The organism is Roseixanthobacter finlandensis (assembly GCF_043195105.2).
Lineage (GTDB): Bacteria > Pseudomonadota > Alphaproteobacteria > Rhizobiales > Xanthobacteraceae > NCEH01.
The window spans coordinates 5,067,079-5,091,174 of the sequence record NZ_CM195536.1 but is presented as its reverse complement, the minus strand read 5'-3'; the positions used below and the strand labels follow the sequence as shown (position 1 = coordinate 5,091,174).

The 24,096-nt window shown below is 66.2% G+C and carries 21 protein-coding genes; 11 read left to right on the top strand and 10 right to left on the bottom strand.

Annotation, left to right across the window (positions count from 1 at the left end):
- Window positions 1-90: 90 nt before the first annotated feature.
- The 3 genes from V5G24_RS23605 to V5G24_RS23595 form a co-directional block, all read right to left on the bottom strand.
- A complete protein-coding gene (locus V5G24_RS23605) occupies window positions 91-1,002 on the bottom strand; it encodes a Rossmann-fold NAD(P)-binding domain-containing protein (RefSeq protein ID WP_394084212.1) in 912 nt (303 codons plus the stop codon).
- A gap of 59 nt (window positions 1,003-1,061) precedes the next feature.
- Window positions 1,062-2,201, bottom strand: coding sequence for a tRNA epoxyqueuosine(34) reductase QueG (gene queG / locus V5G24_RS23600; protein ID WP_394084210.1), 1,140 nt, complete (start codon window positions 2,199-2,201; stop codon window positions 1,062-1,064).
- A gap of 130 nt (window positions 2,202-2,331) precedes the next feature.
- Complete coding sequence (locus V5G24_RS23595; protein ID WP_394084208.1) at window positions 2,332-3,021, bottom strand: glutathione S-transferase family protein; 690 nt, start codon at window positions 3,019-3,021, stop codon at window positions 2,332-2,334.
- 244 nt (window positions 3,022-3,265) lie between these two features.
- Here V5G24_RS23595 and V5G24_RS23590 point away from each other — a divergent pair, with 244 nt between their 5' ends.
- Window positions 3,266-4,072 (top strand): undecaprenyl-diphosphate phosphatase, encoded by an 807-nt coding sequence (locus V5G24_RS23590; protein WP_394084206.1) that lies wholly within the window; start codon window positions 3,266-3,268, stop codon window positions 4,070-4,072.
- A gap of 28 nt (window positions 4,073-4,100) precedes the next feature.
- On the opposite strand, the gene V5G24_RS23585 is transcribed toward V5G24_RS23590, so the two are convergent.
- Entirely contained in the window at window positions 4,101-4,316 is a 216-nt protein-coding gene (locus tag V5G24_RS23585; protein WP_394084204.1) for a DUF1674 domain-containing protein, read from the bottom strand.
- Between the two features lie 133 nt (window positions 4,317-4,449).
- Between V5G24_RS23585 and secB the strand changes: the two genes are divergently transcribed.
- Window positions 4,450-4,932 (top strand): protein-export chaperone SecB, encoded by a 483-nt coding sequence (gene secB, locus V5G24_RS23580; protein WP_394084202.1) that lies wholly within the window; start codon window positions 4,450-4,452, stop codon window positions 4,930-4,932.
- 206 nt (window positions 4,933-5,138) lie between these two features.
- Here the strand turns inward: secB and dnaQ are convergent, their stop codons facing one another.
- Genes dnaQ through V5G24_RS23555 form a run of 5 tightly spaced genes read right to left on the bottom strand, consistent with a single transcriptional unit; the run spans window position 5,139 to window position 8,844 of the window.
- Window positions 5,139-5,873 (bottom strand): DNA polymerase III subunit epsilon, encoded by a 735-nt coding sequence (gene dnaQ, locus V5G24_RS23575; RefSeq protein WP_394084200.1) that lies wholly within the window; start codon window positions 5,871-5,873, stop codon window positions 5,139-5,141.
- Window positions 5,874-5,885: 12 nt separating this feature from the next.
- Window positions 5,886-6,494, bottom strand: a complete 609-nt coding sequence (gene coaE / locus V5G24_RS23570) for a dephospho-CoA kinase (protein ID WP_394084198.1) — start codon at window positions 6,492-6,494, stop codon at window positions 5,886-5,888.
- A gap of 4 nt (window positions 6,495-6,498) precedes the next feature.
- Window positions 6,499-7,347, bottom strand: a complete 849-nt coding sequence (locus V5G24_RS23565; RefSeq protein ID WP_394084196.1) for a shikimate dehydrogenase — start codon at window positions 7,345-7,347, stop codon at window positions 6,499-6,501.
- Window positions 7,344-7,973 (bottom strand): Maf family protein, encoded by a 630-nt coding sequence (locus V5G24_RS23560; RefSeq protein ID WP_394084194.1) that lies wholly within the window; start codon window positions 7,971-7,973, stop codon window positions 7,344-7,346. Before V5G24_RS23560 ends, V5G24_RS23565 begins: the two co-directional genes overlap by 4 nt.
- 16 nt (window positions 7,974-7,989) lie before the next feature.
- Window positions 7,990-8,844 (bottom strand): pyruvate, water dikinase regulatory protein, encoded by an 855-nt coding sequence (locus V5G24_RS23555; protein ID WP_394084192.1) that lies wholly within the window; start codon window positions 8,842-8,844, stop codon window positions 7,990-7,992.
- Window positions 8,845-9,184: 340 nt separating this feature from the next.
- Here V5G24_RS23555 and hemE point away from each other — a divergent pair, with 340 nt between their 5' ends.
- The 4 genes from hemE (at window position 9,185) to V5G24_RS23535 (ending at window position 13,848) form a co-directional block, all read left to right on the top strand.
- Complete coding sequence (hemE, locus tag V5G24_RS23550; protein ID WP_394084190.1) at window positions 9,185-10,246, top strand: uroporphyrinogen decarboxylase; 1,062 nt, start codon at window positions 9,185-9,187, stop codon at window positions 10,244-10,246.
- Window positions 10,247-10,285: 39 nt separating this feature from the next.
- Complete coding sequence (gene hemJ, locus V5G24_RS23545; RefSeq protein ID WP_394084188.1) at window positions 10,286-10,711, top strand: protoporphyrinogen oxidase HemJ; 426 nt, start codon at window positions 10,286-10,288, stop codon at window positions 10,709-10,711.
- Between the two features lie 246 nt (window positions 10,712-10,957).
- Window positions 10,958-12,223: a transcription termination factor Rho gene (rho, locus tag V5G24_RS23540; protein WP_348845784.1), complete on the top strand. Its 1,266-nt coding sequence runs from the start codon at window positions 10,958-10,960 to the stop codon at window positions 12,221-12,223.
- Between the two features lie 194 nt (window positions 12,224-12,417).
- Window positions 12,418-13,848, top strand: a complete 1,431-nt coding sequence (locus tag V5G24_RS23535; RefSeq protein WP_394084186.1) for a glycosyltransferase family 4 protein — start codon at window positions 12,418-12,420, stop codon at window positions 13,846-13,848.
- 171 nt (window positions 13,849-14,019) lie between these two features.
- On the opposite strand, the gene V5G24_RS23530 is transcribed toward V5G24_RS23535, so the two are convergent.
- Window positions 14,020-16,035, bottom strand: coding sequence for a thioredoxin domain-containing protein (locus tag V5G24_RS23530; protein ID WP_394084184.1), 2,016 nt, complete (start codon window positions 16,033-16,035; stop codon window positions 14,020-14,022).
- Between the two features lie 32 nt (window positions 16,036-16,067).
- On the opposite strand from V5G24_RS23530, the gene mnmE reads away from it, so the two are divergent.
- The 5 genes from mnmE (at window position 16,068) to V5G24_RS23505 (ending at window position 23,985) form a co-directional block, all read left to right on the top strand.
- Window positions 16,068-17,405: a tRNA uridine-5-carboxymethylaminomethyl(34) synthesis GTPase MnmE gene (gene mnmE / locus V5G24_RS23525; protein WP_394084182.1), complete on the top strand. Its 1,338-nt coding sequence runs from the start codon at window positions 16,068-16,070 to the stop codon at window positions 17,403-17,405.
- A 1,929-nt stretch (window positions 17,406-19,334) separates the two neighbouring features.
- Window positions 19,335-21,278, top strand: a complete 1,944-nt coding sequence (gene mnmG / locus V5G24_RS23520) for a tRNA uridine-5-carboxymethylaminomethyl(34) synthesis enzyme MnmG (RefSeq protein ID WP_394084180.1) — start codon at window positions 19,335-19,337, stop codon at window positions 21,276-21,278.
- A gap of 268 nt (window positions 21,279-21,546) precedes the next feature.
- Entirely contained in the window at window positions 21,547-22,236 is a 690-nt protein-coding gene (gene rsmG / locus V5G24_RS23515; protein ID WP_394084178.1) for a 16S rRNA (guanine(527)-N(7))-methyltransferase RsmG, read from the top strand.
- Window positions 22,229-23,071, top strand: a complete 843-nt coding sequence (locus V5G24_RS23510) for a ParA family protein (protein ID WP_394084176.1) — start codon at window positions 22,229-22,231, stop codon at window positions 23,069-23,071. Before rsmG ends, V5G24_RS23510 begins: the two co-directional genes overlap by 8 nt.
- A gap of 29 nt (window positions 23,072-23,100) precedes the next feature.
- Entirely contained in the window at window positions 23,101-23,985 is an 885-nt protein-coding gene (locus tag V5G24_RS23505) for a ParB/RepB/Spo0J family partition protein (protein ID WP_394084174.1), read from the top strand.
- Window positions 23,986-24,096: the final 111 nt, after the last annotated feature.

The window sequence follows — 24,096 nt, the reverse complement described above, 5'->3', positions numbered from 1 at the left end:
GCGAAAGAAGAACAATCGCACGCGCCTGCGGTCAGGTGCCTCGACGATCCACCACGCCGCTGAATGTCGGTCCGCCTTAGCCCGGGCCGGCTACAAGTCGCGCCCTTCGCCGGCGGCATAGAGCGCGGCGAGGCCCTGGCGATAGGTGGGATAGGTCAGGGTCACGCCCAGCTCGTGCTTCAGCCGGCCATTGTCGACCCGCTTGTTGGCCGCCCAGAAGGACAGCGCCATGGGCGTCATGTCCCGTGCCGCCTCGTCGAAGGGAATGGCCGGCGGGGGCTCCACCCCCAGCAGGGTCGCGGCGGCGAGGATCGGCTCGCTGGGCGCCGTGGGCAGATCGTCGGTCACGTTCACCACGCCGTGGAACCGTCGCTTCACCGCGTTGCGGATACTGGCGCTGATGTCGTCCACATGGATGCGGTTGAACACCTGGTCCGGCTTGTCGATGCGCCGGGCTTCGCCACGCGCCACCTGAACCAAAGCGTTGCGGCCGGGGCCATAGATGCCGGCGAGGCGCAGGACCGCCACCGGCACGTCACGCGCGCCGCCGAACCGCAGCCATTCGGCCTCGGCGGCAAGGCGCCGCTCCAGGCGCACGGAGCCCGGCTTCGGCTTGGCGCGTTCATCCACCCAGGCGCCCTTGTGGTCGCCGTAAACCCCGAGCGTCGTCAGATAGATCACCGAGCGCAGATGGGCATTGGCCATCAGCGCCGCGCGCCCCACAGCCAGAACCGGATCGCCCGCCTCGCCGGGCGGCGCCGAGAGCAGCAGCACATTGGCCGTGCGCAGCGCCTGTTCCAGATTGGCCGAGAGGTGCACGCCGTCGAACGGCAGGCCCGTGACCGCAAGCCCAGGCCGCGACAGGGCGGCGAGGGCCTGTGCCCCTTCGCGCGTGCGGCTGGTGCCGATCACGCGTGCGAACGGCAGCCCGTCGCGCGCCAGGAGGGCGCGCCCGCAATATCCCAATCCCACCGCCAGCAGCGTGCTCATGCCTTCGGTCATGACGCAGCCGCGCGCATCCGGCAAGGGTGAAAGCGGCCGTTCCGCCGCCCGCCCCGCACTCAGGAGAGCGCGGCATCCCATTCCGCCCGGACATCGCCGTCGGGGTCGGGCACGCGCCGTGCCGCGATCCGCGCGAAGTCCGCCGCCGGCATCAGGCGCGAGAGCGCCCACACCGCCGCCCCGCGCACCAGCGGCGCGTCATCCTCCAGCAGAGGCAGGATCTGCGGCACGAATCCGGGATGGTTCGAATTGCCCATGGCAATCAGCACATTGCGCACCATGCGCACGCGGCCGGTGCGCTTGATGGGACTTTTCGCGAAGCGCGCGCGGAACGCTGTGTCGTCCAGAGCGACCAGCTCCGCCAAGGCGGGCGCGCGATTTTCGTCCCGCGCGGCAAGCTTCATCTCGCGTCCGGCCTGGGCGAACTTGTTCCAGGGACAGGCGGCGAGGCAATCGTCGCAGCCATAGATGCGATTGCCCATGAGCGGGCGCAGATCGCGCGGGATCGGCCCGGCATGCTCGATGGTAATATAGGAAATGCAGCGCCGGGCATCGATGCGATAGGGTGCGGGGAAAGCCGCCGTCGGGCAGGCATTGAGGCAGGCGCGGCAATGTCCGCAATGATCGCCCTCGGGCGCATCCACCGGCAGATCGAGCGTGGTGGCGATGGCGCCGAGGAACAGCCAGGAGCCGCGCGCCCGCGATACCAGATTGGTGTGCTTGCCCTGCCAGCCGAGGCCGGCCGCCTGGGCGAGGGGCTTTTCCATCAGCGGCGCGGTGTCCACGAACACTTTCACGTCCCCGGTCCCCGCCTTGGCCAGCAAGGCGCGGGCGATGCGCTTCAGCTTCGCCTTGATCAGCTCGTGATAATCCTCGCCCCGCGCATAGACCGAAATGACGCCGCCCGTACGCTCGGCCAGCGCGGCGCGCGGGTCCTCGTCCGGCCCATAGTTCAGGCCCAGCATGACGACCGTGCGCACCTCGCTCCACAGGGTGCGCGCGTCGGCGCGGCGGTCGAGGGTCTCGGCCATCCATCCCATGTCGCCATGATTTCCCTCGGCCACCCAGGCGCGCAGGCGCGGCCCGGCGGCGGAGGCCGCAGCGGGATCGGCGATGCCGAAGGCGTCGAACCCCTCGATAAGGGCCAGCGCGCGCAGGTAGTCCTTGAGGGTGGCCCGATCCGGCGGCGTATCCACCACCGTCGATGCCCTCTCCCGCTTGCGGGGGAGGGTTGGGAGGGGGAAGGTGCCGGTCATGAGGGGCGGCATGGGGGTGAGGGAAGAGGATTTCCCTGCCCCGCTCCGGGGAGAGGGGGGTGATCCCGACGGCTCAGAAATCCAGGTCCGCGTAGGTGCTGGAGGCCGGCATGCCGGGAATGGAATCGTTCAGCAGGCCGCGAAAGGTCGGGCGCGATTTCAGCCGCGCGTACCAGGCCTTCGCATCCTCGTCCTCGTCCCACGGCACGTCGCCCAGATAATCGGCCACCGAGAGATGGGCCGCGGCGGCAAGGTCCGCATGGCTCATGCGCTCGCCGGCCAGCCAATTGCGGCCCTTCGCCAGCCAGCCGATATATTTGAGATGGTAGCGCAGATTGCTGCGCGCCGCACGCAGCGCCTGGGCATCGGGCGGGCCGCCGCCCTGGTCGGATTTCATATAGCGCTTGTAAATGCGCTCGCGCACCAGATGCTCGGTGCTTTCCAGGAACAGCTTGTCGTGGAACCAGGCCACCAAGCGCCGCACTTCCACACGCCCGGCCGGGTCTTCCGGCAGCAGGCGGCGGTCGGCGAGGGCAAGGCCGCGCGTCTCGTCGAGATATTCCGCGATGATGCTGGCGCCGGGAACGGAGGGCGCCTGCTGCTCCACCATCACCGGCGTTTCGCCGGCGGGGTTCAGCGTGAGGAACTCGGGCTTGCGCTCCCACACGCGCACTTCCACCAGCTCCGGCTCGATGCCGTATTCGGCAAGCAGGAGGCGCACGAAACGCGAATGAGGGCAAAAAGGATGATGGTGCAGATGCATGTCTGGGGGGTTTTCGCCGCTGCGGCTGACCCCGGTCTAGATCGGTTCTCGCAGTGCCGCAAGACCGAATGGCCGCCCGCGCTGTGGCAATAGGGCCACATGGTGAACCAAACCAAGCCCCTGACGCAAGGTTCGCGCCGACGCCAGCGGGTGCTTTTGCATTGCACCGATTAAGCGAAAATTTCAGGATGCCGCCGCTTCATGGCCCCTGGCCATTCCCCCTTCACGCCCGGACTCCCGCGCCATGACCCTCGGCACAATGCTCGAAGCCCTGCTCCTCGGCCTTCTGGAAGGATTCACCGAATTCATTCCCGTGTCCTCCACGGCCCATTTGCTGCTGGCCGGGCATTTCCTGGGCTTCGAGAGCACGGGAAAGACGTTCGAGGTGCTGATCCAGCTCGGTGCGGTACTGGCGATCCTCACGGTCTATTTCCAGCGTTTCCTGAAAGTGGCGCTGGCGCTGCCCACCAGCCCCGGCGCCCGGCGCTTCGTGCTCGGCGTGCTGATCGCGTTCTTGCCGGCGGCGGTGATCGGAGCGGCGCTGCACGGCTTCATCAAGGCGGTGTTGTTTGAAAGCCCCATGCTGATCTGCTTCACGCTGATTTTCGGCGGCATCGTGCTGCTGTTCGTGGATCGCATCGTGCCGGAGCCGCGCTATAACAACGCCATGGGCTTCCCGCTCCCGCTGGCGCTGAAGATCGGCTTCTTCCAGTGCCTGGCCATGATCCCCGGCATGTCGCGCTCGGGTTCGACCATCGTCGGCGCCATGCTGATGGGCGTGGACAAACGGGCGGCGGCGGAATTCTCCTTCTTCCTGGCCCTGCCGACCATGTTCGGCGCCTTCGCCTATGACCTCTACAAGAACCGCAACATCCTCTCGCTGGATGACGGGCTCTTGATCCTCATCGGCTTCGTCGCGGCGTTCTGCGCCGCCGTGCTGGTGGTGCGCTCGCTGCTCGATTTCGTCTCGCGCCACGGCTATGCCGTGTTCGGCTGGTGGCGCATCGTGGTGGGCGTGGCGGGCCTGATCGGCCTCGCCATCGTGCACTGAGGAGCCGCCGCGCGCTGGATCTGCGGCCTCAGAAGTCGGAGGCGATGCCGCCGACTTCCCAATCCCCGTAACGCACGGGCTCAGTGCCGCCGCGCCCGTTCAGCTCCTTCGGCATGGACTTCGACACCGCGTCGATCGCCGCGCGCCGTTCCGCCGCCTCGGCCAGGGCGCGCTGCGCCGCCGGGGAGAGGGGCTTGCCTGGGGCCGCCGCCGGCGCCGATGCCCGGATTTCGGTTTCGCTCATGCTGGTCTTCCTCATGTCATAAGCGGGGTTGCCTATGGTGCATCCCCGCTGGTGTCCTTGCCCCTGGTCCTGAGGCATGCTAGCGACCCGCCACCTCGCATGGGGACGAGGACCAGCCTCAAGGGAGACGAGCATGGCGACTCAAAATGGCAGCCCGGCGGACAATGTGGCGCCTTCGCTCAATGTCCTCGCACAATATATCAAGGATCTCTCGTTCGAGAATCCCAACGCCCCGAATTCACTGGCCAGCCCGACCGGCCAGCCGGACGTGAGCGTGCAGATCAATGTCAACGCCCGCCCGCTCGCGAACAATGAGTTCGAAGTCGAGCTGAAGGTGGACGGCAAGGCCTCGGTCCAGGGCAACACCATGTTCGCCTTCGACCTCACCTATGGCGGCATCTTCCGCATCCAGGGCATTCCCGAGCAGAGCCTCCAGCCGGTGGTGCTGATCGAATGCCCGCGCCTGCTGTTCCCGTTCGCCCGCCAGATCGTGGCGGACGCGGTGCGCAACGGCGGCTTCCCGCCCCTGATGATCGATCCCGTGGACTTCGCCAGCCTGTACCAGCAGCGCATGATGGCCGAAGCCCAGCGCCTCCAGCCGGTCGGCCAGGCCTGAGGTTTTTCCACGCGGGGTGCGGGCTTTCGCTGATCGCGGCGGCCCCTCACCCCAACCCTCTCCCCGGCGGGGAGAGGGGGATTACCGACGATTCAAGGCACTCCCAAAACTTCCCTTCGAGAACGCTCCACCTCTCCCCGTGGGGGAGAGGTCGGCCGTGCAACGGCCGGGTGAGGGGGTTCGCACGCTGCCGGAGGCCGGGAGCTTCAGCCCTGCGCGGCCTCTTCGGCCCGCACTTCATCCACGAGATATTGCGCCCACAAGGCTTTGTCGCCCATCTGCGCGATGAAGGCGCGATGGATCGCGTGCTCTTCCTGCGTCAGGCGGGGCGCCAGCGGCACCGGGCGGGCGCGGGCGGCGATCACCGTGTCGGCCACCAGGCGCGGCGCGGCATTGCCGCTTTCCTCCACCAGCCCGACCAGCATGGCCTGCCGGCCGCCCAGCAATTCACTATAAACTTCCGCCAGCAACTCGGCATCCAGCAAGGCGCCATGCTTGACCCGGCGCGAGCTGTCGATGCCATAGCGATTCATCAGCACGTCGAGGCTGTTCTGGGCGCCGGGATGCTTGCGGCGGGCCAAAGCGAGCGTATCGATCACCCGGTCGCGGGCGATGACGGTCCGGCCGGAGCGGGTCAGTTCGGCATTCAGAAAGCCGATGTCGAACGCCGCATTATGGATCACCAGCGTGTCGTCGGCGATGAAGTCCAAAAACGCGTCCGCCACCTCGGCGAATTTCGGCTTGTCGGACAGGAAGTCCGCGGACAGGCCATGGACGTTGAACGCCTCCGTCGGCATGTCGCGTTCCGGATTGATATAGACGTGGAACACCGTGCCCGTGAGGATGCGGTTGACCATCTCCACGCAGCCGATTTCCACCAGCCGGTCGTCCTTATTGGCGTCGAGGCCGGTGGTTTCGGTGTCGAGGACGATTTCCCGCATGGTCTTTTCCGTTCAATCCCGCACCTGCGGCCGCCGGCCCGGCCCGCTCAGTGCGCGCACGATGCCGCGCACCTGATGCCGGGCGCTGTCGAACCCGCGCCCAGTATCGATCAGGAAATGAGCGCGGGCGCGCTTTAGCGAATCAGGCAGCTGCTTGGCCAGAATGGCCTCAAACCGCTCCGGCGTCATGCCGGAGCGCTCCAGCACCCGCCTCTTTTGCACCGCCGCCGGCGCACTCACCACCGCGACCGCATGCACCCGCCGTTCGCCGCCGGTCTCGAACAGCAAAGGAATATCCAGCACCACCAGCCGCGCCCCGGCGGCACGGGCCTTGGCGAGAAACGCCATCTCCTGCGCCCGCACCAGGGGATGGACGATCGCTTCCAGCCGCTTCATCGCCGCCGCATCGCCCAGCACGCGGGCGGACAGGGCCGGGCGATCGATGACACCGTCCCGCGTCACGCCGGGAAAGGCGGCTTCCACCGGCGCGACGGCCTCCCCGCGATAAAGCGCATGCACGGCGGCATCGGCGTCATACACCGGCACGCCTTCCGCCCGGAACAGGCCGGCGGTGGCGGATTTTCCCATGCCGATGGAGCCGGTGAGGCCGAGAATCCACATGAGATCAGGCCTCCAGTTGGCCCTTGGCGCGCAGGTCCGCGACGATGAGCTCACGCAAGGGCGCATCCACCTGCGGGCGCACGCCGAACCAGCGCTCGAAGCCGGGCACGCCCTGGTGCAGCAGCATGCCGAGACCGTCCACGATGCGATGGCCGCGCGCCCGCGCCGCCTTCAGCAAGGGCGTCTCCAGCGGCACATAGACCGCATCCGTCACCACCGCCTCGGTTTTCAGGGGCGAAAAATCGAGCTCCAGCGGCGGATGGCCCTTCATGCCGAGCGAGGTGGTGTTCACCAGCAAAGCCGCATCCGCCAAGGGCGCGGCGATCTCACCAAGGGAAATCGGCACCACCCGCGGCCCGAACTGGTCCGCCAGCGCCTGCGCGCGGTCGAGCGTGCGATTGGCGAGCCAGAGCTTCTCCACGCCGCGCGACAGCAAGCCATAAACGATGGCCCGCGCGGCCCCACCCGCGCCGAGCACCAGCACCGGGCCGCCGCTCGTGTCCCAGCCCGGCGCGCCGGCATCGAGATTGGCCATAAATCCATAGACGTCGGTATTGCCGCCGTGGAGACGCCCATCCTCGAACCAGAGCGTATTCACCGCCCCGAGCGCGCGAGCGGTCTCGTCCGCCTCGACGACCGCGCGAAAGGCGATTTCCTTATTTGGCGCGGTCACATTGCCACCGGCATAGCCGCGCGCGGCGAAATCCGCATAGAACGCGGCGGCGTCCTCCGGCGGCACGTCCTCGCGGCCATAGGTGCCGGAAAGACCGTGCTTTTCCAGCCAATAGCCATGGAGCATGGGCGAGCGGGAATAGGCCACCGGATGGCCGCTGATGCACAGTTTCACGCTCACAGCAAAACGCCCTCGTCGCGCAGGAATCCCAGCAGCGGCAGGAGCGGCAGGCCGAGAATGGTGAAATGATCGCCCTCGATGGCCGCGAACAAATTCACGCCCAGCCCTTCCAGCTGATAGCCGCCGACGCTGGCGAGCACGGCAGGCCCCGCGGCGTCGAGATAGGCGTCGAGCGCGGTATCGGAGAGGGCGCGCATGGTGAGACGGGCGGTCTGGACGGTCTCGAACACCACTTCCGCGTCCCGCACCACCGCCACGGCGGAATGCAGGGCGTGGGTGCGGCCGGCGAGGCGGGAGAGCTGGGCACGGGCGCTCGCGCGGTCCTTCGGCTTGTGAAACACCTCGCCAGCCAGCGCCAGGGTCTGGTCGGCACCGACCACCAGGCGATCCGCATCCACGCACCGGGCGCCCGCGAACGCCTTGGCGCGGGCGAGCATGCGGGCGACATCGTCCGGCCCGGCCTCGCAGGCGGGCGCCGCCGCCTCGATGGCGCGCTCGTCCACCTCGCCGTCCACCAGTTCCACCGGCAGGCCGGCGGCTTCCAGCAGGGCGCGCCGGGTGATGCTGCGCGAAGCGAGCGCGAGGGGAGAAGGGCCGCGCCAGAGAGTACCGCGCCAGAGAGTCATGGGCCGGTCCGTCCGCTCAGGTTTCCACGATGGAGCGGCGGCGGCGCTCGGAAAGATGGCCGATGATGGCGGCCGCCGTTTCCTCGATGGAGCGGCGCGACACGTCGATCAGCGGCCAGCCATGGCGCGCGCACAGGCGGCGCGAGAGAGCCAGTTCCTCGGACACCGCCTCGCGATCCACATAAGCGGTGTTCGGGCTCGCGGCATTCAGCCCCAGAAGGCGGTTCTGGCGGATCTCCACGATCCGTTCCGCGCTGGCGACGAGGCCGACGATCAGCGGCTTTTTCAGCCGTTCCAGCCCCGGCGGCAAAGGCACATTGGGCACGAGAGGGATATTCGCGGTCTTGATGCCGCGATTGGCGAGATAGATGGAGGTGGGCGTCTTGGACGTGCGCGACACGCCAAGCAGCACCACGTCCGCCAGCTCCAGATCGTCGGTCATATGGCCGTCGTCGTGCATGACGGTGAAATTGAGCGCGTCGATGCGCTTGAAATAGGTGGCATCCAGCGCGTGCTGCCCACCCACGCGCGGCTGCGGCTCGCCGCCCAGATAGGATTGGAACATCTGCACCACCGGCGCCAGAACCGAGAGGAAGGGCACGCCGAGTTCCCGGCAGCGCTCCTTCAGCCGCTCGCGGACTTCCTTGTCCACCAGCGTGTAGAGCACGATGCCGGGATTGTTCTCGATGTCGATCAGCACCCGCTCCAGCTGCTTCATGGAGCGCACGAGCGGGTACACATGCTCGATCGGCAGCACATTGGCATATTGGGCGCAGGCGGCACGGCCGACATTGATCAGCGTCTCGCCGGTGGCATCCGAGACCAAGTGCAGATGGAAATAGCTCTCATTGGGAACGCGCGGTGCCGTCACGTCATATCCTGCCACTTATCCACCGGCCTGTGGACGGTTGGTGCAGAAACGCACGCCCAAGGGGGTCATGCAAGGCCGGCGAAAGAGTCATGGGGATCGTCGTCCACAATTGAACCCGTGGGGACTGACTCACAGGCACCCTCTGTGGGCTTGTGGGGATATCTCCCGGCGCGGGGCGATTTACCTTTTGTTAACGATTGTTGGCCGGCTCACCGGACAGGGTGCGCGGACGTGTCAGCCTGTGGACCGGTTGTCGACGGCGCTGCGAATAGTTAATCAACCGTTAAGACATAAAAGACTCTCTCTTAAATAAGATTCCTTTTTAGATAGTTGGAGCGGGATGACGAACAGCGCGGCGCAGCCTTCCCCCTTTCTCGCCGTGCTCGATGGCGTGCCCCAGGCGATCCCTCCGCTCTGGATGATGCGGCAAGCCGGGCGCTATCTGCCCGAGTACCGTGCCGTTCGTGCGACGGCCGGCGATTTCCTCACCTTGTGCTACACGCCCAAGCTCGCCGCCGAGGTGACGCTCCAGCCGATCCGGCGCTTCGCCTTCGATGCGGCGATCATTTTTTCCGACATTCTGGTCATTCCCCATGCGCTCGGGGTGGATGTGCGCTTCGAAGCCGGCGAGGGGCCGCGGCTGGAACCTGTGACCAGCGGCGCGGGCGTTGCGGCGCTGCGCGGAACGCTCGACCCGGATCGCGTCCAGCCGGTCTATGAGGCGCTTTCGCTGGTGAAAGCGGCCCTGCCCCGTGAAATCGCGCTGATCGGCTTCTGTGGCGCGCCCTGGACGGTTGCGACCTATATGGTGGCCGGGCAAGGCACCGACGATCAGGGGCCGGCGCGTTTGCTCGCGCTGCGCGATCCCGCGCTGTTCCAGACACTGATCGACGTGCTGGTGGAGATGTCCATCGCGCATCTGAACGGGCAGATTTCCGCCGGTGCCGACGCGGTGCAGATTTTCGACACCTGGTCCGGCGTGCTCGATCCGGCTTCGTTCGAGCGCTGGTGCGCGAAACCCCTGGCGCGGATCGTCGCGGGGGTGCGGGCGGTGCATCCCGGCGCGCGCATCATCTCGTTCCCCAAGGGCGCGAGCATGGAGGCGCTGGAGAAGCTGGCGGCCCCGGACGCCAACGGGATCGGCCTCAACGGCATCGGGCTCGACTGGAGCGCGGATCGGCATGTTGCGCGGGCACGGCTTGGGGATAAAGTGGCGCTCCAGGGCAATCTGGACCCGCTGCGGCTGATCGCCGGAGGGGCGCAGCTGGATGAGGAAATCTTCAATATCCGCAAGGATTTTCAGGGCGCGCGGCACATCTTCAACCTGGGCCACGGCATCAAGCCGGAGACCCCCATCGCGCATGTGGAAAACCTTGTGGAAAAGGTGCGGATAAGCCTGTGATCTTCCGGTGCACAAAAGCTGTTCGAGGCGGACGCTGAGATGCTCTATCTCTGGATCAAGGCGCTGCATGTGATGGCGGTCATCGCCTGGATGGCCTCGCTGTTCTATCTGCCACGCCTGTTCGTCTACCATTGCGACGCGCCGAAGGGCTCGGTCCAATCGGAGACGTTCAAGGTCATGGAACGCCGCCTGCTGAAGGCGATTTCCAACCCGGCCATGATCGTGACCTGGCTGGCAGGCGGTTTCCTGATCTATGAGGGCGGCTGGATTTCCGCGCCCTGGCTGCACGCGAAGCTGGTTCTGGTGCTCGCCTTGTCCGCTTTCCACGGGGAATGCGCGAAATGGACAAGGGCGTTCGCCGAGGACCGCAACATCCGCAGCGCCAAATTCTACCGTATCGCCAACGAGGTACCGACGCTCCTGATGATCGGCATCGTGATCCTGGTGATCCTTAAGCCCTTTTGATGAGCCGGCAGGCTTCGACGGGGCTTGCATAAAGGCCTACGATTCCGGTATTGTTCTCAGGCTTTCCTAAACGCAGGCAGCGCGCGTTTCGTTTTTATGGCCACGTCATGGGGCCAACACGGAACGTCAGGTGAGATCCCGGTATCCCGGTGTTTCCTGAAGATCTGCGATTCCCCGCCCCTTCCATCTGCCCGGCTTTGGTTCACGAAGCCGCCGGCCCAATTCAAGATTTCGAGGCTTTCCCATATGCGGGAAGTGAAACTCCAGGATCTCAAGTCCAAAACCCCCGTCGAACTGCTCGCCTTCGCTGAAGAAAACGAGGTCGAAAACGCGAGCACCCTGCGCAAGCAGGAGCTGATGTTCGCGATTTTGAAACAACTCGCCGCCAGCGAAACCGAGATTATCGGCGAGGGCGTCGTCGAAGTGCTCCAGGACGGCTTCGGCTTCCTGCGCTCGCCCGACGCCAATTATCTGCCCGGCCCGGACGACATCTATGTCTCGCCCTCCCAGATCCGCCGCTTCGGCCTGCGGACCGGCGATACGGTCAACGGCCAGATCCGCAGCCCCAAGGAGGGCGAACGCTATTTCGCGCTTCTCAAGGTCAATACGATTAATTTCGAAGACCCCGAGAAGACCCGGCACAAGATTAATTTCGACAATCTGACGCCGCTCTATCCCGACGAGCGCCTGAAGCTGGAATTCGAGGATTCGTCCAAGAAAGACTATTCGGCGCGCATCATCGACATCGTCTCGCCCATCGGCAAAGGCCAGCGCGGGCTGATCGTGGCACCGCCGCGCACCGGCAAGACGGTGCTGCTGCAGAATATCGCCAAGTCCATCACCGCCAATCATCCGGAATGCTTCCTCATCGTGCTGCTCATCGACGAGCGGCCGGAAGAAGTCACTGACATGCAGCGCTCGGTGAAGGGCGAGGTGATCTCCTCCACCTTCGACGAGCCGGCCTCGCGCCATGTCCAGGTCGCCGAAATGGTGATCGAGAAGGCCAAGCGCCTCGTGGAACATGGCCGCGACGTGGTGATCCTGCTGGATTCCATCACCCGCCTCGGCCGCGCCTACAATACGGTGGTCCCCTCCTCCGGCAAGGTTCTGACCGGCGGTGTGGATGCCAACGCCCTCCAGCGGCCCAAGCGCTTCTTCGGCGCGGCGCGTAACATCGAGGAAGGCGGCTCGCTCACCATCATCGCGACCGCGCTCATCGATACCGGCTCGCGCATGGACGAAGTGATCTTCGAAGAGTTCAAGGGCACCGGCAATTCGGAAGTCATCCTGGACCGCAAGGTGTCCGACAAGCGGGTGTTCCCCGCAATCGACATCACGCGCTCCGGCACCCGCAAGGAAGAACTTCTGGTTCCCGCCGACGTGCTCAAGAAGATGTACGTCCTGCGGCGCATCCTCAATCCCATGGGCACGGTGGACGCCATCGAATTCCTCATGGACAAATTGCGCCAGACCAAGACGAACCAGGATTTCTTCGATTCCATGAACACTTGATCCAGGAATACCCGACCCAGGAATACCTGATCGGGGAATTTCCGAGGAAATGTGAAAATCAGCCGCACCGCCTGCGGCTGATTTTTTTTGTGGCCATGCCCGCTACCCGAGCAAGATTTATCCCGATCCGTGCGAATGATGCCGCCATGGGCTGATGCGCCGGGCGGTGCATCGATCGTGAGGAATGCAGTTCGATGCCTGATCCGGTGATCCAGCAGGACCATGCCCGGCATCGACCCTTGGTGCGGCGGGTGCTGCTGGACACATCGTTCGTGAAGCCCGATCCGGCGCCGCTCGGCATCCACCGGGTGCTGGCGCAATATGCCGCCCATGGCGCGCGCTTCGCCGCAGAGGCGGGCGTCGGGTTCGATCTGGTGGAATGCACCGCCGACGGCGGTTTCACGCGCCGGCTGGCACCGCTCATCGGCGTTCCGCAAAAGCCGCCCAAACCGCCTCTGGCGGTTCGCATGGCCATCGGTACAGGCCTTGAAGTATTGCGCTATGGCAGCCGCGTGCTGTCTGCGGGCGGCAATCTTCTGGCAGCCCTGGTGCCAGCGGCGCCGCTGAAGCGCGGCAGCGCGGCCCTTTCTCGAACGATGGAGCGGCTTGTCCCAGCGGCACGCGCCGCCCTCGCACCTGCGCCGGTGCAGGGCGAGGCGATCCCCTTTGCGCCGGGCGACGTGCTGTTCTGCGCCGGCTTCTGGCATGAGATGGATTTCAGCGCCTATCGGCGGGCATCCGTCGCAGGAGCCGAGATCGTGTTTCTCGTCCACGACATCCTGCCGGCGCTCATGCCGACCTTCTATCAACATCCCTGGCGACTGAAATTTGAGCGCGCGCTGATCCAGGCCGTGGCGCTGGGCGGACAATTTTATGCGGTCTCTGGCCAAACTTTAAACGACCTGCGCGATTTCGCGCGCTGGCACGGCCATGAGGTCCGCGGCGCGATCGCCTATAATGGCTTTGATCCGACGGACGGGCAGGGCGCAATCTCCGCCGCGCTGAGCGATGCGCAGCGCGCCGTTCTCGCGCGGCGGCCCTGGCTGATGGTGGGCACGGTGGAGCCCAAGAAGGGCCATCGCGATGCCGTCGCCGCGTTCGAGAGGCTCTGGCGCGAGGGCTATGACCGGCCGCTGGTGATCATCGGCCGTCGCGGCTGGATGAGCGAGGACATGCTGGAGATCATCTGCGGCTCGCCCTGGTTCGGGCAGCGGCTGTTCTGGCATCAGGACCTCGGGGACGCCGAAGTGGCGGCGCATTATGCCGGCGCCCACGCGCTGCTGTTTGCCTCGTTGGCCGAGGGGTTCGGATTGCCGCCCCTGGAAGCGGCGACGCGCGGGCTTCCCGTGCTCGCGCGCGACATCCCCGTGGTGCGTGAAGTGCTCGGCTCGGCGGGGTGCTATTTTTCCGGCAGGAGCGATCTGCCGGATGCGATCCGCGCCCTTGAGGATGCGGCGGTTTATGCTGCAACGCAGCATCGCCAATCGCACCTCGCCTGGTATTCCTGGCAGGTGGTGGTGGAGCAGCTGATGGCCGATCTCCTGCGCCCCACGTCGGTGCGCGCGCAGGGGGCGGATCTGCTGGCGTCGGTGCCGCGAGTCCCCGTGCGGGTAAATGCCCGCTAAACGGGCATTTACAACCGAGTTTCGCGAAAAAGTTGATCCTCTCAGAAGCCTTTGTGCGGCAAAATCGAGGATCGGATGACCCATTCTTCATCCGATTTGAAATCGCCGTCATGCGCCTTCTGAAGCGATTTTAGAGGCATCCCCTTTTTCCGCCGCCGAAATTTCCTCTTTTCAGGCGCGCGCGGCCTGCAAAGCCGGCGCGATCGCCTCCGGCTCGGTGATCGGCAGGGTGCAGCGTCCCTCGACGCAGATGAAGGCCGCGCCGGAGGGCGGGGCGCTCTCCATGCGCGCGCGGGCAAGGCTGCCGGCGGGCAAATCATCGGCTTCGGCGGCGCGGATCACGACCCGCGCGAGGAAGGGCAGGCGCAAGCCCGCCTGCGCCAGGGCCTCCCCCGCCGCGCCGGTGGTGACGATTTCCGCCAGCCGCAGGCGCGTGTCGATGGCATTGAGCAGCGCGCCATGGGCGAGCGCGTTCCCGGCCGCCGCCGCCGAGAGCCCACGCAGGATGCGGTCGGCCCGTTCGCGCAAGGCATCATCGCCCACCAGAGCGGAGAGGCGCACCAGGGCATCGGCGGCCACCGCATTATAATTGGGCTGGGCCTCGTCCATGGTGGAGAGCGGCCGCACGACCAGAGCGTCCGCATCGTCGGCGGTGAGGAAATAGGCGCCGCTGGCGCTATCCAGATGGTGGCGCTCCAGCACCGTGAGAAAGGCCACCGCGCGGTTCAGCGGTTCGCCGACGCCGGTTGCCTCATGTAGGGCGATGCCGGCGCGCGCCATGGCGGCGAGATCGCTGGCAAGGCCGGGAAAAAGCGTGCGGCCGGCGCGATAGGAATGGCCGAGCCGGTCACCCTCGCTCATGAGCTCCACCACGCCCGCGAACGCGCGCGCGGCAAGGGCGATCCAGGCGGGTTCGTTCAGCAGCGCGCCGGCGCGGGCGAGGGCGGCGATCATCAGGCCGTTCCAATCCGCCAGAACCTTGTCGTCGCGTCCCGGCCGCACGCGTTTCGCCCGCGCCGCGAGGAGTTTTTCGCGCATCGGGGCAAGGCGCGCCTCGTCCTCGTCCGCCACGTCGCCGGCCTTGGTGCGGTTGAGAATTGTGGCAGCTTCCCAGTTTCCGCCCGGCGTCACATCATAGAATTGGGCAAAATACTCGGCGTCATCCGCACCCAGAACCTCTTCGATCTGGGCCTTGGTCCACACATAGAACTTGCCTTCATGGCCCTCGCTGTCGGCATCCAGGCTGGCGCAGAAGGCGCCCCCGTCGGTCAGCATTTCCCGTTCCAGCCAGCCGACGGTTTCGCGCGCGCGGGCGAGAAACAGCGGGTCGCCGGTCTCCCGATGGGCGAGAGCGAGCAATTCCAGCAGCAAGGCGTTGTCGTAAAGCATCTTCTCGAAATGCGGGACGAGCCAATATTCATCCACGCTGTAGCGCGAGAAGCCGCCGCCGAGATGATCATAAATGCCGCCCTCGCACATGCGATTGAGGGTGAAGGCGCAGATGGCTTTCAGCTTTTCATCGCCCGTGCGCTCGCCCGCGCGCCAGAGCATTTCCATCAGCCCGGTCTGGGGAAATTTCGGCGCGCCGCGCAGGCCGCCATTGGCCTTGTCGAACAGGCCGGCGATCTGCTGCGCCGCCCGGTCCAGCTCGGCAAGGCCGATCACCACCTCGCCCTGGGGACGGGCCGCTTTCTCTAGCCGTTCGAGGATGGCGTCGCGATTATGGGCGATCTTTTCAGGCGTCTCGCGATAGACCTCGGACACCTGTTGCAACACGTTGGTGAAGCCGGGGCGGCCATAGCTCGCATTGGGGGGAAAATAGGTGCCGCCCCAGAATGGCTTTGCATCCCCGTCCAGGAACATGGTCAGCGGCCAGCCGCCCTGTTCGCCGAGCTGCTGGAGCGCGGCCATATAGATCTGGTCCACGTCGGGCCGCTCCTCGCGATCCACCTTGATGTTCACGAACAGGTCGTTCATGACGCCAGCCACCAGGGGATTTTCGAAGCTTTCATGAGCCATGACATGGCACCAATGGCAGGCCGCATAGCCCACGGAGAGCAGAACCGGCTTTCCCGTGCGGCGGGCTTCCGCGAAGGCTTCGGGGCCCCACGGCCACCAATGGACGGGATTGTCCTGATGCTGGAGCAGATAGGGACTGGTCTCGGACCCGAGGCGGTTTTCGGTCATCGTCCTAACTCCAGTTTCAAGGCCTGTGCGTGATGCGGTCATCGGACACGATCTTCGCTTTGTCCAGCGGGCGCTTGCCCTCGGGAGTGGCGCTCGTGCGCATTTCCGGCCCCTCCGCACGCGCGGCAGCCCAGGCATTGGCCGGCACGGTGCCTGCGCCGCGGCACGCGACCTACACCATCTTGCGGGCGCCGCCGACGGGGGAGGCGCTGGACCGGGGGCTGGTCCTGTTCTTCGAAGGCCCACGCAGCGCCACGGGGGAAGACCTCCTGGAGCTTCACCTTCATGGCGGCCGCGCGGTGGTTGCCGCTGTTCTTTCAACCTTGTCGGGTCTCGATGGGTTCCGCCCCGCGCAGCCGGGCGAATTCACCCGCCGCGCCCATGCCAATGGCAAGATGGACCTCGCCGAGGTGGAAGGCCTCGGCGATCTCATCGCGGCGGAGAGCGAAGCCCAGCGCCGACAGGCTTTGGCGCAAGCCTCCGGCGTCCTGTCGCGGCGCGTCTCGGGCTGGCGCGCGCGGCTGATCCGCGCCCTCGCGCTGGTGGAAGCCACCATCGATTTTTCCGATGAGGACGACGTCCCGGAGGATCTCACCGGCCCGGCGCTGCTGGAAACCGGCCTGTTGCGGGAGGAATTGGCGGCGGCGCTCGCTGACAGCGCGCGCGGGGAAATGGTGCGCGACGGGCTGTCCATCGCCATCGCCGGCCCGCCGAACGCGGGCAAATCCACCTTGCTGAACCGCCTTGCGGGGCGCGAGGCGGCCATCGTTTCGCATCGTCCCGGGACCACGCGCGACCTGCTGGAGGTGCATCTGGAGCTGGCCGGGCAGGCTGTGACGCTGATCGATACGGCCGGCCTGCGGGAGACCGACGACGAGGTGGAAGCGGAAGGCATTCGCCGCGCCCGCGCCCGCGCCGCTTCGGCCGATCTGGTGGTGTGGCTGAGCGAGGAGGGCGCCCCACCTCCACCGGAACTCGCGCACGCGCTCGCCGTGCGCACGAAGATCGACCAGGCGGAAGAGGGACCGTCCGCGCCGTGCGATGCCACGACGATGCTCGCGATTTCCGCCGCCACGGGGCAGGGGATCGATGAACTGATCGCTCTGATCGAGGCGCGGGCGGCGGAATTGGGGGGCGGGGAGCCTGCGCTGATCACGCGCGAACGTCAGCGGCTCGCGCTTAAGGATGCGCTGGCGCACCTCGATCGCGCGCTGGCACGGGCGGACGGCGGGGGCGAGGGTCTGCTGGCCGAGGACCTGCTTGCGGAAGACTTGCGCCTCGCCGCCCGCGCGCTCGATGCTCTGGTGGGGCGGGTGGACATGGAAGACGTTCTCGACGCTCTGTTCCGCACTTTCTGCATCGGCAAGTGACGCGCGGGGCGAGGCGCGGAGGCGCAATGTTTCACGTGAAACATTTTGCGCGATGCGGGTGAATGAGCCGGCCGGCTCGCCTTCGCCGCTCCTCTTGCCGAAAGTGAGAACCGGCGGACGCGGTGCGGCGGATCTGGCCCTGTCGGTGAGCCTCGCGTCGGCGGCCCTTCTGCGCTGATCAGAAAATGTTTCACGTGAAACATTGTCGACTGCGGCGCCTGGCCCCGGTGAAAACAATCGCGATTGCCTCTGGTCCACCTGGAATGTTTCACGTGAAACATTCCACTCGGTCGTGACGAAGCGGGGCCGGATGAAAGGTCGATCGCGGCGGACCCGGTTGGCGTGCGGTCCCACCATCGCGACGCCAGGAGGCGGGATCATCGCCATTCAGCGAAGCGGTACGCGGCCCAAAGCCACCGCCGAAAGCCGTCGTTCGTCACCCCTGGCAAATCGCGAAAAAGAAGCCGGCAGAGGCGATGGCCCACGGGCCCTCGCAGAATGTTTCACGTGAAACATTCCGCGTCCCCGGTTGTGGCTGAGCGGGCCGAGATGAAAAGGAAACGTGGCGGCAGCGGGTCGCGGTAATCCCCCGCCGTCAGGCAGGCAGGGGCCTCGCGGGCCGTGAGGTGCGCAGGAACAGCGTGCCGCTCCATATCCGCTCGTCAATCCCGGTCGATTGGCTTTTGAAGTCAGACGGCCGCGAGGGTCTGCGAAAGATCGCCCGCTTGCATGCCGCAGAATGTTTCACGTGAAACATTTTCGCGGACTTCGCCCGGCCATTCCGCCCGCCTATGTGCTCTGAGGGGAAGCGTTGTGGTGCGGCGGCGTTCGGGGAACCTGCGTGGTCTCCGGCGAGGCACTCAGGATCGCGCAATGTCGCGCGCAGGGGGTCGTGCGCCTGCGAACGCGCGTCGCGCCGCTTGAGTAAAATGTTTCACGTGAAGCATTTTCGCGGACCGGTGCACGAAACGAAATGCAAGGCGCCTTATCAGGCCCTGGAATGTTTCACGTGAAACATCCGCTCCATCCCCCGCCTGTGGTGGATCAGGATGGAAGGAGGTTGTCGCCGGTGGAACCAGTATTGGCGATGCCGAGGATCAGGCGCCTGTCGGCGAGAGGGCGGGGCATCAGAAACCATCGCGCATATCGTGTTGGCGGTGCCCGGCATAGCTGGCGCAGACGAGGTATCGCGCAGTCCCGATCATTCGGCGGGCCATCCGCCTCAAAATATTTCACGTGAAACATTCGTCCCGCCTCGCGCCCATGGCCGGTGCCTGCGGAATAAAAACCAGCCTGTGCCGTTCTCGCTGCTGTGGCCCCCCAGGCGAGAGCGCTGGGGCATGCCGCGTTTGGAGAGATCACCCTATTATATCGAGGCGGAGGGCAGCCATGTGCGATGTCGCGCGGAGCGGACAGCGCAGATCCGACGCTGTGTGTGTCCTTCCGCAAAATGTTTCACGTGAAACATTCCGATGCTTGGGGGGAGACTTCGGTGGCCGCCGTCTTCCGCATGTCTCGTTAATATTGCGCCGGGTCGGCCAGCTCAGCGCGATGGTGCGGAACGGACCGTCCAGATCCGATACCGTGTCGGCTCCTCCAAGCAAAATGTTTCACGTGAAACATTTTCCGCACGGGCCGGCGGGCATGCGGAGCGGCGGGCTCAGCCGGCGACAAGCTTGGCGCTCACTGAGAATGTTTCACGTGAAACATTCGAAAAGCGCGGGCGGTGGCCGCTAGGCCGGCAATCCTTCGCTTCGCGCGCGGGCCCATCGCCCCAAAATGTTTCACGTGAAACATCTGCCCGGCCCATACGTCCAGCCACGCATTTTCCGGGCGCCTTGACCCCGCCGCGAAAGTGCCGTTCCTGTCTCTCCAATCCAAAAAATACGGCGGCGTCCCCGCCCACGGCCCTTGGGCCACGAGATGCGAATGAGCAAGCTGGAATTCCGGTTCGATGTGATGGTGGTCGGCGGCGGCCATGCGGGCTGCGAGGCGGCGGCGGCTGCGGCGCGCCTGGGCGCCCGCACCGCGCTTGTTACTCATAGCGCGGCGACCATCGGCGCCATGTCGTGCAATCCCGCCATCGGCGGGCTCGGTAAGGGCCATCTGGTGCGCGAGATCGATGCGCTGGACGGGCTCATGGGCCGGGTGGCGGACCAAGGCGGCATTCAGTTTCGCGTGCTTAATCGCCGCAAGGGCCCCGCCGTGCGCGGCCCGCGCGCCCAGGCCGACCGCAAGCTCTACGCCCGCGCCATGCAACAGGCGCTTGCGGCACAGGAAAATCTCACGATCCTCGAAGGCGAGGCGGACGATTTGATTCTCGCGGGCGGGCGCGTCGCCGGCCTGCTGCTGGGGGATGGCCGCGCTTTCTCCTGCGGCGCCGTGGTGCTCACCACCGGCACGTTCCTCAATGGCCTGATCCATATGGGCGAGGTGCAGATCCCCGCCGGTCGCATGGGGGAGAAGCCCGCGCTCGGGCTCTCCGGCACGCTGAAGCGCCTCGGCCTCGTGCTCGGCCGGTTGAAGACGGGCACGCCGCCGCGCCTCGATGGCCGCACCATTGATTGGGCGGGCCTGGAGATGCAGGACGGCGACGAACCGCCGGAGGCGTTCTCCAGCCTCACCACCCGCCTGCCCAATCCGCAGGTAAAGTGCGGCATCACCCGCACCACGCAAGAGACGCACGATGTGATCCGCGCGAACCTCTCGCGCTCGGCCATGTATTCCGGCCGCATCGAGAGCACCGGGCCGCGCTATTGCCCGTCCATCGAGGACAAGGTGGTGCGCTTCGGCGATCGCGACGGCCACCAGGTCTTCCTGGAGCCCGAGGGCCTGGACGATCCGACCATCTATCCCAACGGCATGTCCACCTCGCTCCCCCAAGAGGTACAGCACCTCTTCCTGCGCACCATTCCCGGCCTGGAGCGGGTCGAGGTGCTGCGGCCGGGCTATGCCATCGAATATGACCATGTGGACCCGCGCGAGCTTGCCCCCACCTTGGAGGCGAAGCGCGCGGGCGGCTTGTTTCTCGCCGGCCAGATCAACGGCACCACGGGCTATGAGGAAGCCGCCGCCCAGGGCCTGCTCGCCGGGCTGAATGCCGCGCGGCGCGCCGGGCAGGCGGGCAGCGGGGCAGGGGAGGCGGGCGAGGCGGGCGAGGGCATCGTGATCGACCGGGCCGAGGGCTATCTCGGCGTGATGGTGGACGATCTCGTCACGCGCGGCGTGACCGAGCCTTATCGCATGTTCACCTCGCGCGCCGAATATCGCCTCACCTTGCGCGCTGACAATGCCGACCAGCGGCTCACCGCGCGGGGCCTGGCGCTCGGCCTCGTGGGGGCGGAGCGGGCGGCTCAGTTTTCCGCCAAGATGGCGGCGCTTGACGGCGCGCGCGATCGCGCCCGCGCGCTGAACGTCACGCCCAATGAAGCGGCGGCGTTTGGGCTGAACGTGAACAAGGACGGCCAGCGCCGCAGCGCCTTCGATCTTTTGGCCTATCCGGACATCGGCCTGGAGCAGGTGGCGCGCATCTGGCCGGAATTCTCCGATCTGAGCCCGGCGATTGCCGAGCAATTGGAGATCGACGCGAAATATGCCGTCTATCTGGATCGCCAGGCGGCGGATATCGCCACCTTGCGGCGCGACGAGGATCTGATCCTGCCCGAGGCGCTGGACTATGCGCCGCTGCCGGGCCTCTCCAACGAGCTGAAGCACAAGCTCGCCCATGTGCGCCCGCGCACCATCGGCCAGGCCGGCCGCATGGAGGGCATGACCCCGGCCGCGCTCGCGCTGCTGGTGACCTATGCCCGGCGGCAAGGGGCGGTGTCGGGGAGCGGGGCTGTGATCGCGGGCGTGGAGCAGGCGGTCGGTTGAGGATGGACGGAGCGGCAGGGAAGGGTGCGGCGAATCGCCCTTTGGCCCTCACTCCCTCTTCCACAGAGGGAAGCGTCGGGGGAGCGGTACGCTTCCGGCGTCGGCAAGGGCCTTTCTCCTTGCCGTTCCGGAAATCCCGGTGTGAATCCTGGGGAACGTAACCCGTAACCTGGCCCAAAACCGCGGCGCGCCCATTTCGGCGAAAAACGTACTGCCGAATCTGCGGTTTCACGTGCGATAAAGCCGCGGAAATGGGCACGAAAAGCGCATGAGAAACTCTTCGGATTCGGCCAAGGCGGCGATCGCGCAAAATGTTTCACGTGAAACATTTTCCCGGCTGGAAACCATCGCGAACCTGCTAACCAAATGGCAGAAAACGATAAATCTCGTTTCCCCCGCCACCATCCCGGAGCTGTGGACGCGCCATATCGCCGATTCCCTGCAACTTATGACCCATGTGAGCAATGATGTTCGCGCCTGGGTGGATCTTGGGTCCGGCGGCGGATTTCCCGGTCTCGTGGTCGCGGCGGTGCTGGCGGAGCGGGACGGCGGCCATGTGGATCTGGTGGAGAGCGACAGCCGCAAGTCCGCCTTCCTGCGGGAAGCGGCGCGGCTCGCCGATCTGCCGGTGAGCGTGCATCCCCAGCGCATCGAGCAGGTGGCGGAGGCGTTGGCGCCTGGAAAACACGTGGTTTCCGCCCGTGCGCTCGCGCCGCTGCCGAAATTGCTGGCGCTTGCCGCGCCGTTTTTCGCGGCCGGCGCCATCGGGATATTTCCCAAGGGCAAGGATTGGCAGCGCGAATTGACCGAAGCCCGCAAAGACTGGACACTCGACCTCGAACTGCGCGACAGCCTCAGCGATCCCCACGGGAAGATCCTGGTTGTGACGCGCGCCCTCAAAGCGGTCCCGTCCCCGGCCGTCCCCGGCGGACACCTACGCGGAAGCGCACATGACTGATCATTCCGTCACCGCCCCCATCGTCGGCGGCGTCACGCCGCGCATCCTGGCGCTGGCGAACCAGAAGGGCGGGGTGGGCAAGACCACCACCGCCATCAATCTCGGCACCGCCCTTGCCGCCATCGGCGAGAGCGTGCTGGTGGTGGATCTCGATCCCCAAGGCAATGCCTCCACCGGGCTCGGCATCGATCGCGGCCGGCGCAAGCTGTCCACCTATGACGTGCTCAGCGGGGAAGCGACCATGGCGCAGGCGATCGTCGATACCGGCGTTCCCTCGCTGTTCGTGGCGGCTTCCACGCTCGACCTCTCGGGCCTGGAGCTGGAAATCGCCAATGAGCGCGACCGCGCGTTTCGCCTGCGCAATGCCCTGCGCGACATGGTCAACGACCCGGCGGCGCCGAAATTCACCTATGTCCTGATCGACTGCCCGCCCTCGCTCTCGCTCATCACGGTGAATGCGATGGCGGCGGCGCACGCCATATTGGTGCCGCTGCAATGCGAGTTCTTCGCGCTGGAAGGCCTCTCCCAATTGCTGAAGACGGTGGAGCAGGCGCGCACCGCCCTCAATCCCGATCTCACCATCCACGGCATCGTGCTGACCATGTACGACGCGCGCAACAATCTGTCCGAGCAGGTGGTGGCGGATGTGCGCCAATTCATGGGCGACAAGGTTTACGAGACCGTGATCCCGCGCAATGTGCGGGTCTCGGAGGCGCCGTCCTATGGCAAGCCGGTGCTGCTCTATGATCTGAAATGCGCGGGCTCGCAGGCCTATCTGCGGCTGGCCTCCGAAGTCATCCAGCGCGAGCGGGCCGCCCGCGCGGTCGCAGCCTGAGGCGGCGCGTTCCAATGGGGAAGAAGGACATGGCGGAAGAAGGCCGCTCGCGGCTCGGCCGGGGGCTCGCGGCTTTGATCGGCGACATGGGGCAGGACGATACCCGTCCTGCGCCCAGCCAGAAGAGTGCCGGTACCCGCAAGGTGCCGATCGAATTCGTGCGCGCCAATCCGCGCAACCCCCGCCGCACCTTCTTGGAAGAGGGGCTGGACGATCTGGCGAGTTCGATCCGCGAGAAGGGCATCATCCAGCCCATCGTGGTGCGGCCAGTGGCGGACCATCCCGGCAGCTTCGAGATCGTTGCCGGCGAGCGGCGCTGGCGCGCGGCCCAGCGCGCCGGCCTGCACGAGGTGCCGGTGGTGGTGCTGGAGCTCACCGACCGCGAGGCGCTGGAAATCGCCATCATCGAGAATGTGCAGCGCGCCGATTTGAACCCGGTGGAAGAGGGCCTCGGCTACGAAGCCCTGATGGCGCAGTTCGATTATACCCAGCTCGATCTTTCCAAGGTCATCGGCAAGAGCCGCTCCCACATCACCAACACCTTGCGGCTGCTGAAGCTTCCCGAGAGCGTGAAGGCCTATCTCGCCGAAGGCCGCCTCTCCGCCGGCCACGCCCGCGCGCTCCTCGCGCACGAAGATCCCGAGGCCATCGCCCGCGACGTGGTGGAAAAGGGCCTGAGCGTGCGCGACGTGGAGGCCATGGGCAAGGTGCGGGAGGCGCTGTCGTCCGTGCCGGCGCCCAAGCCCGCCCCGGCGCCCAAGGATGCCGACACCCGCGCGCTGGAAAAGCGCCTCACGGATGCGCTCGGGCTGGCCGTGAGCCTTCAGGCCAAAGGCGAGGCGGGCGAACTGCGCATCCGCTATGGCGACCTCGACCAATTGGACCTGATCTGCCGGCGGCTCGGCGTCGCGTGAGGCCTCCGGCCTGACCCGGCAAAGACTTTTCCCGCGTTTCCCCCACACCTCGGGGCCGGTCGCACAAGCCCTTATGCTGCAACGCGTCATGCGCGTGTCACGGGCTGGTGC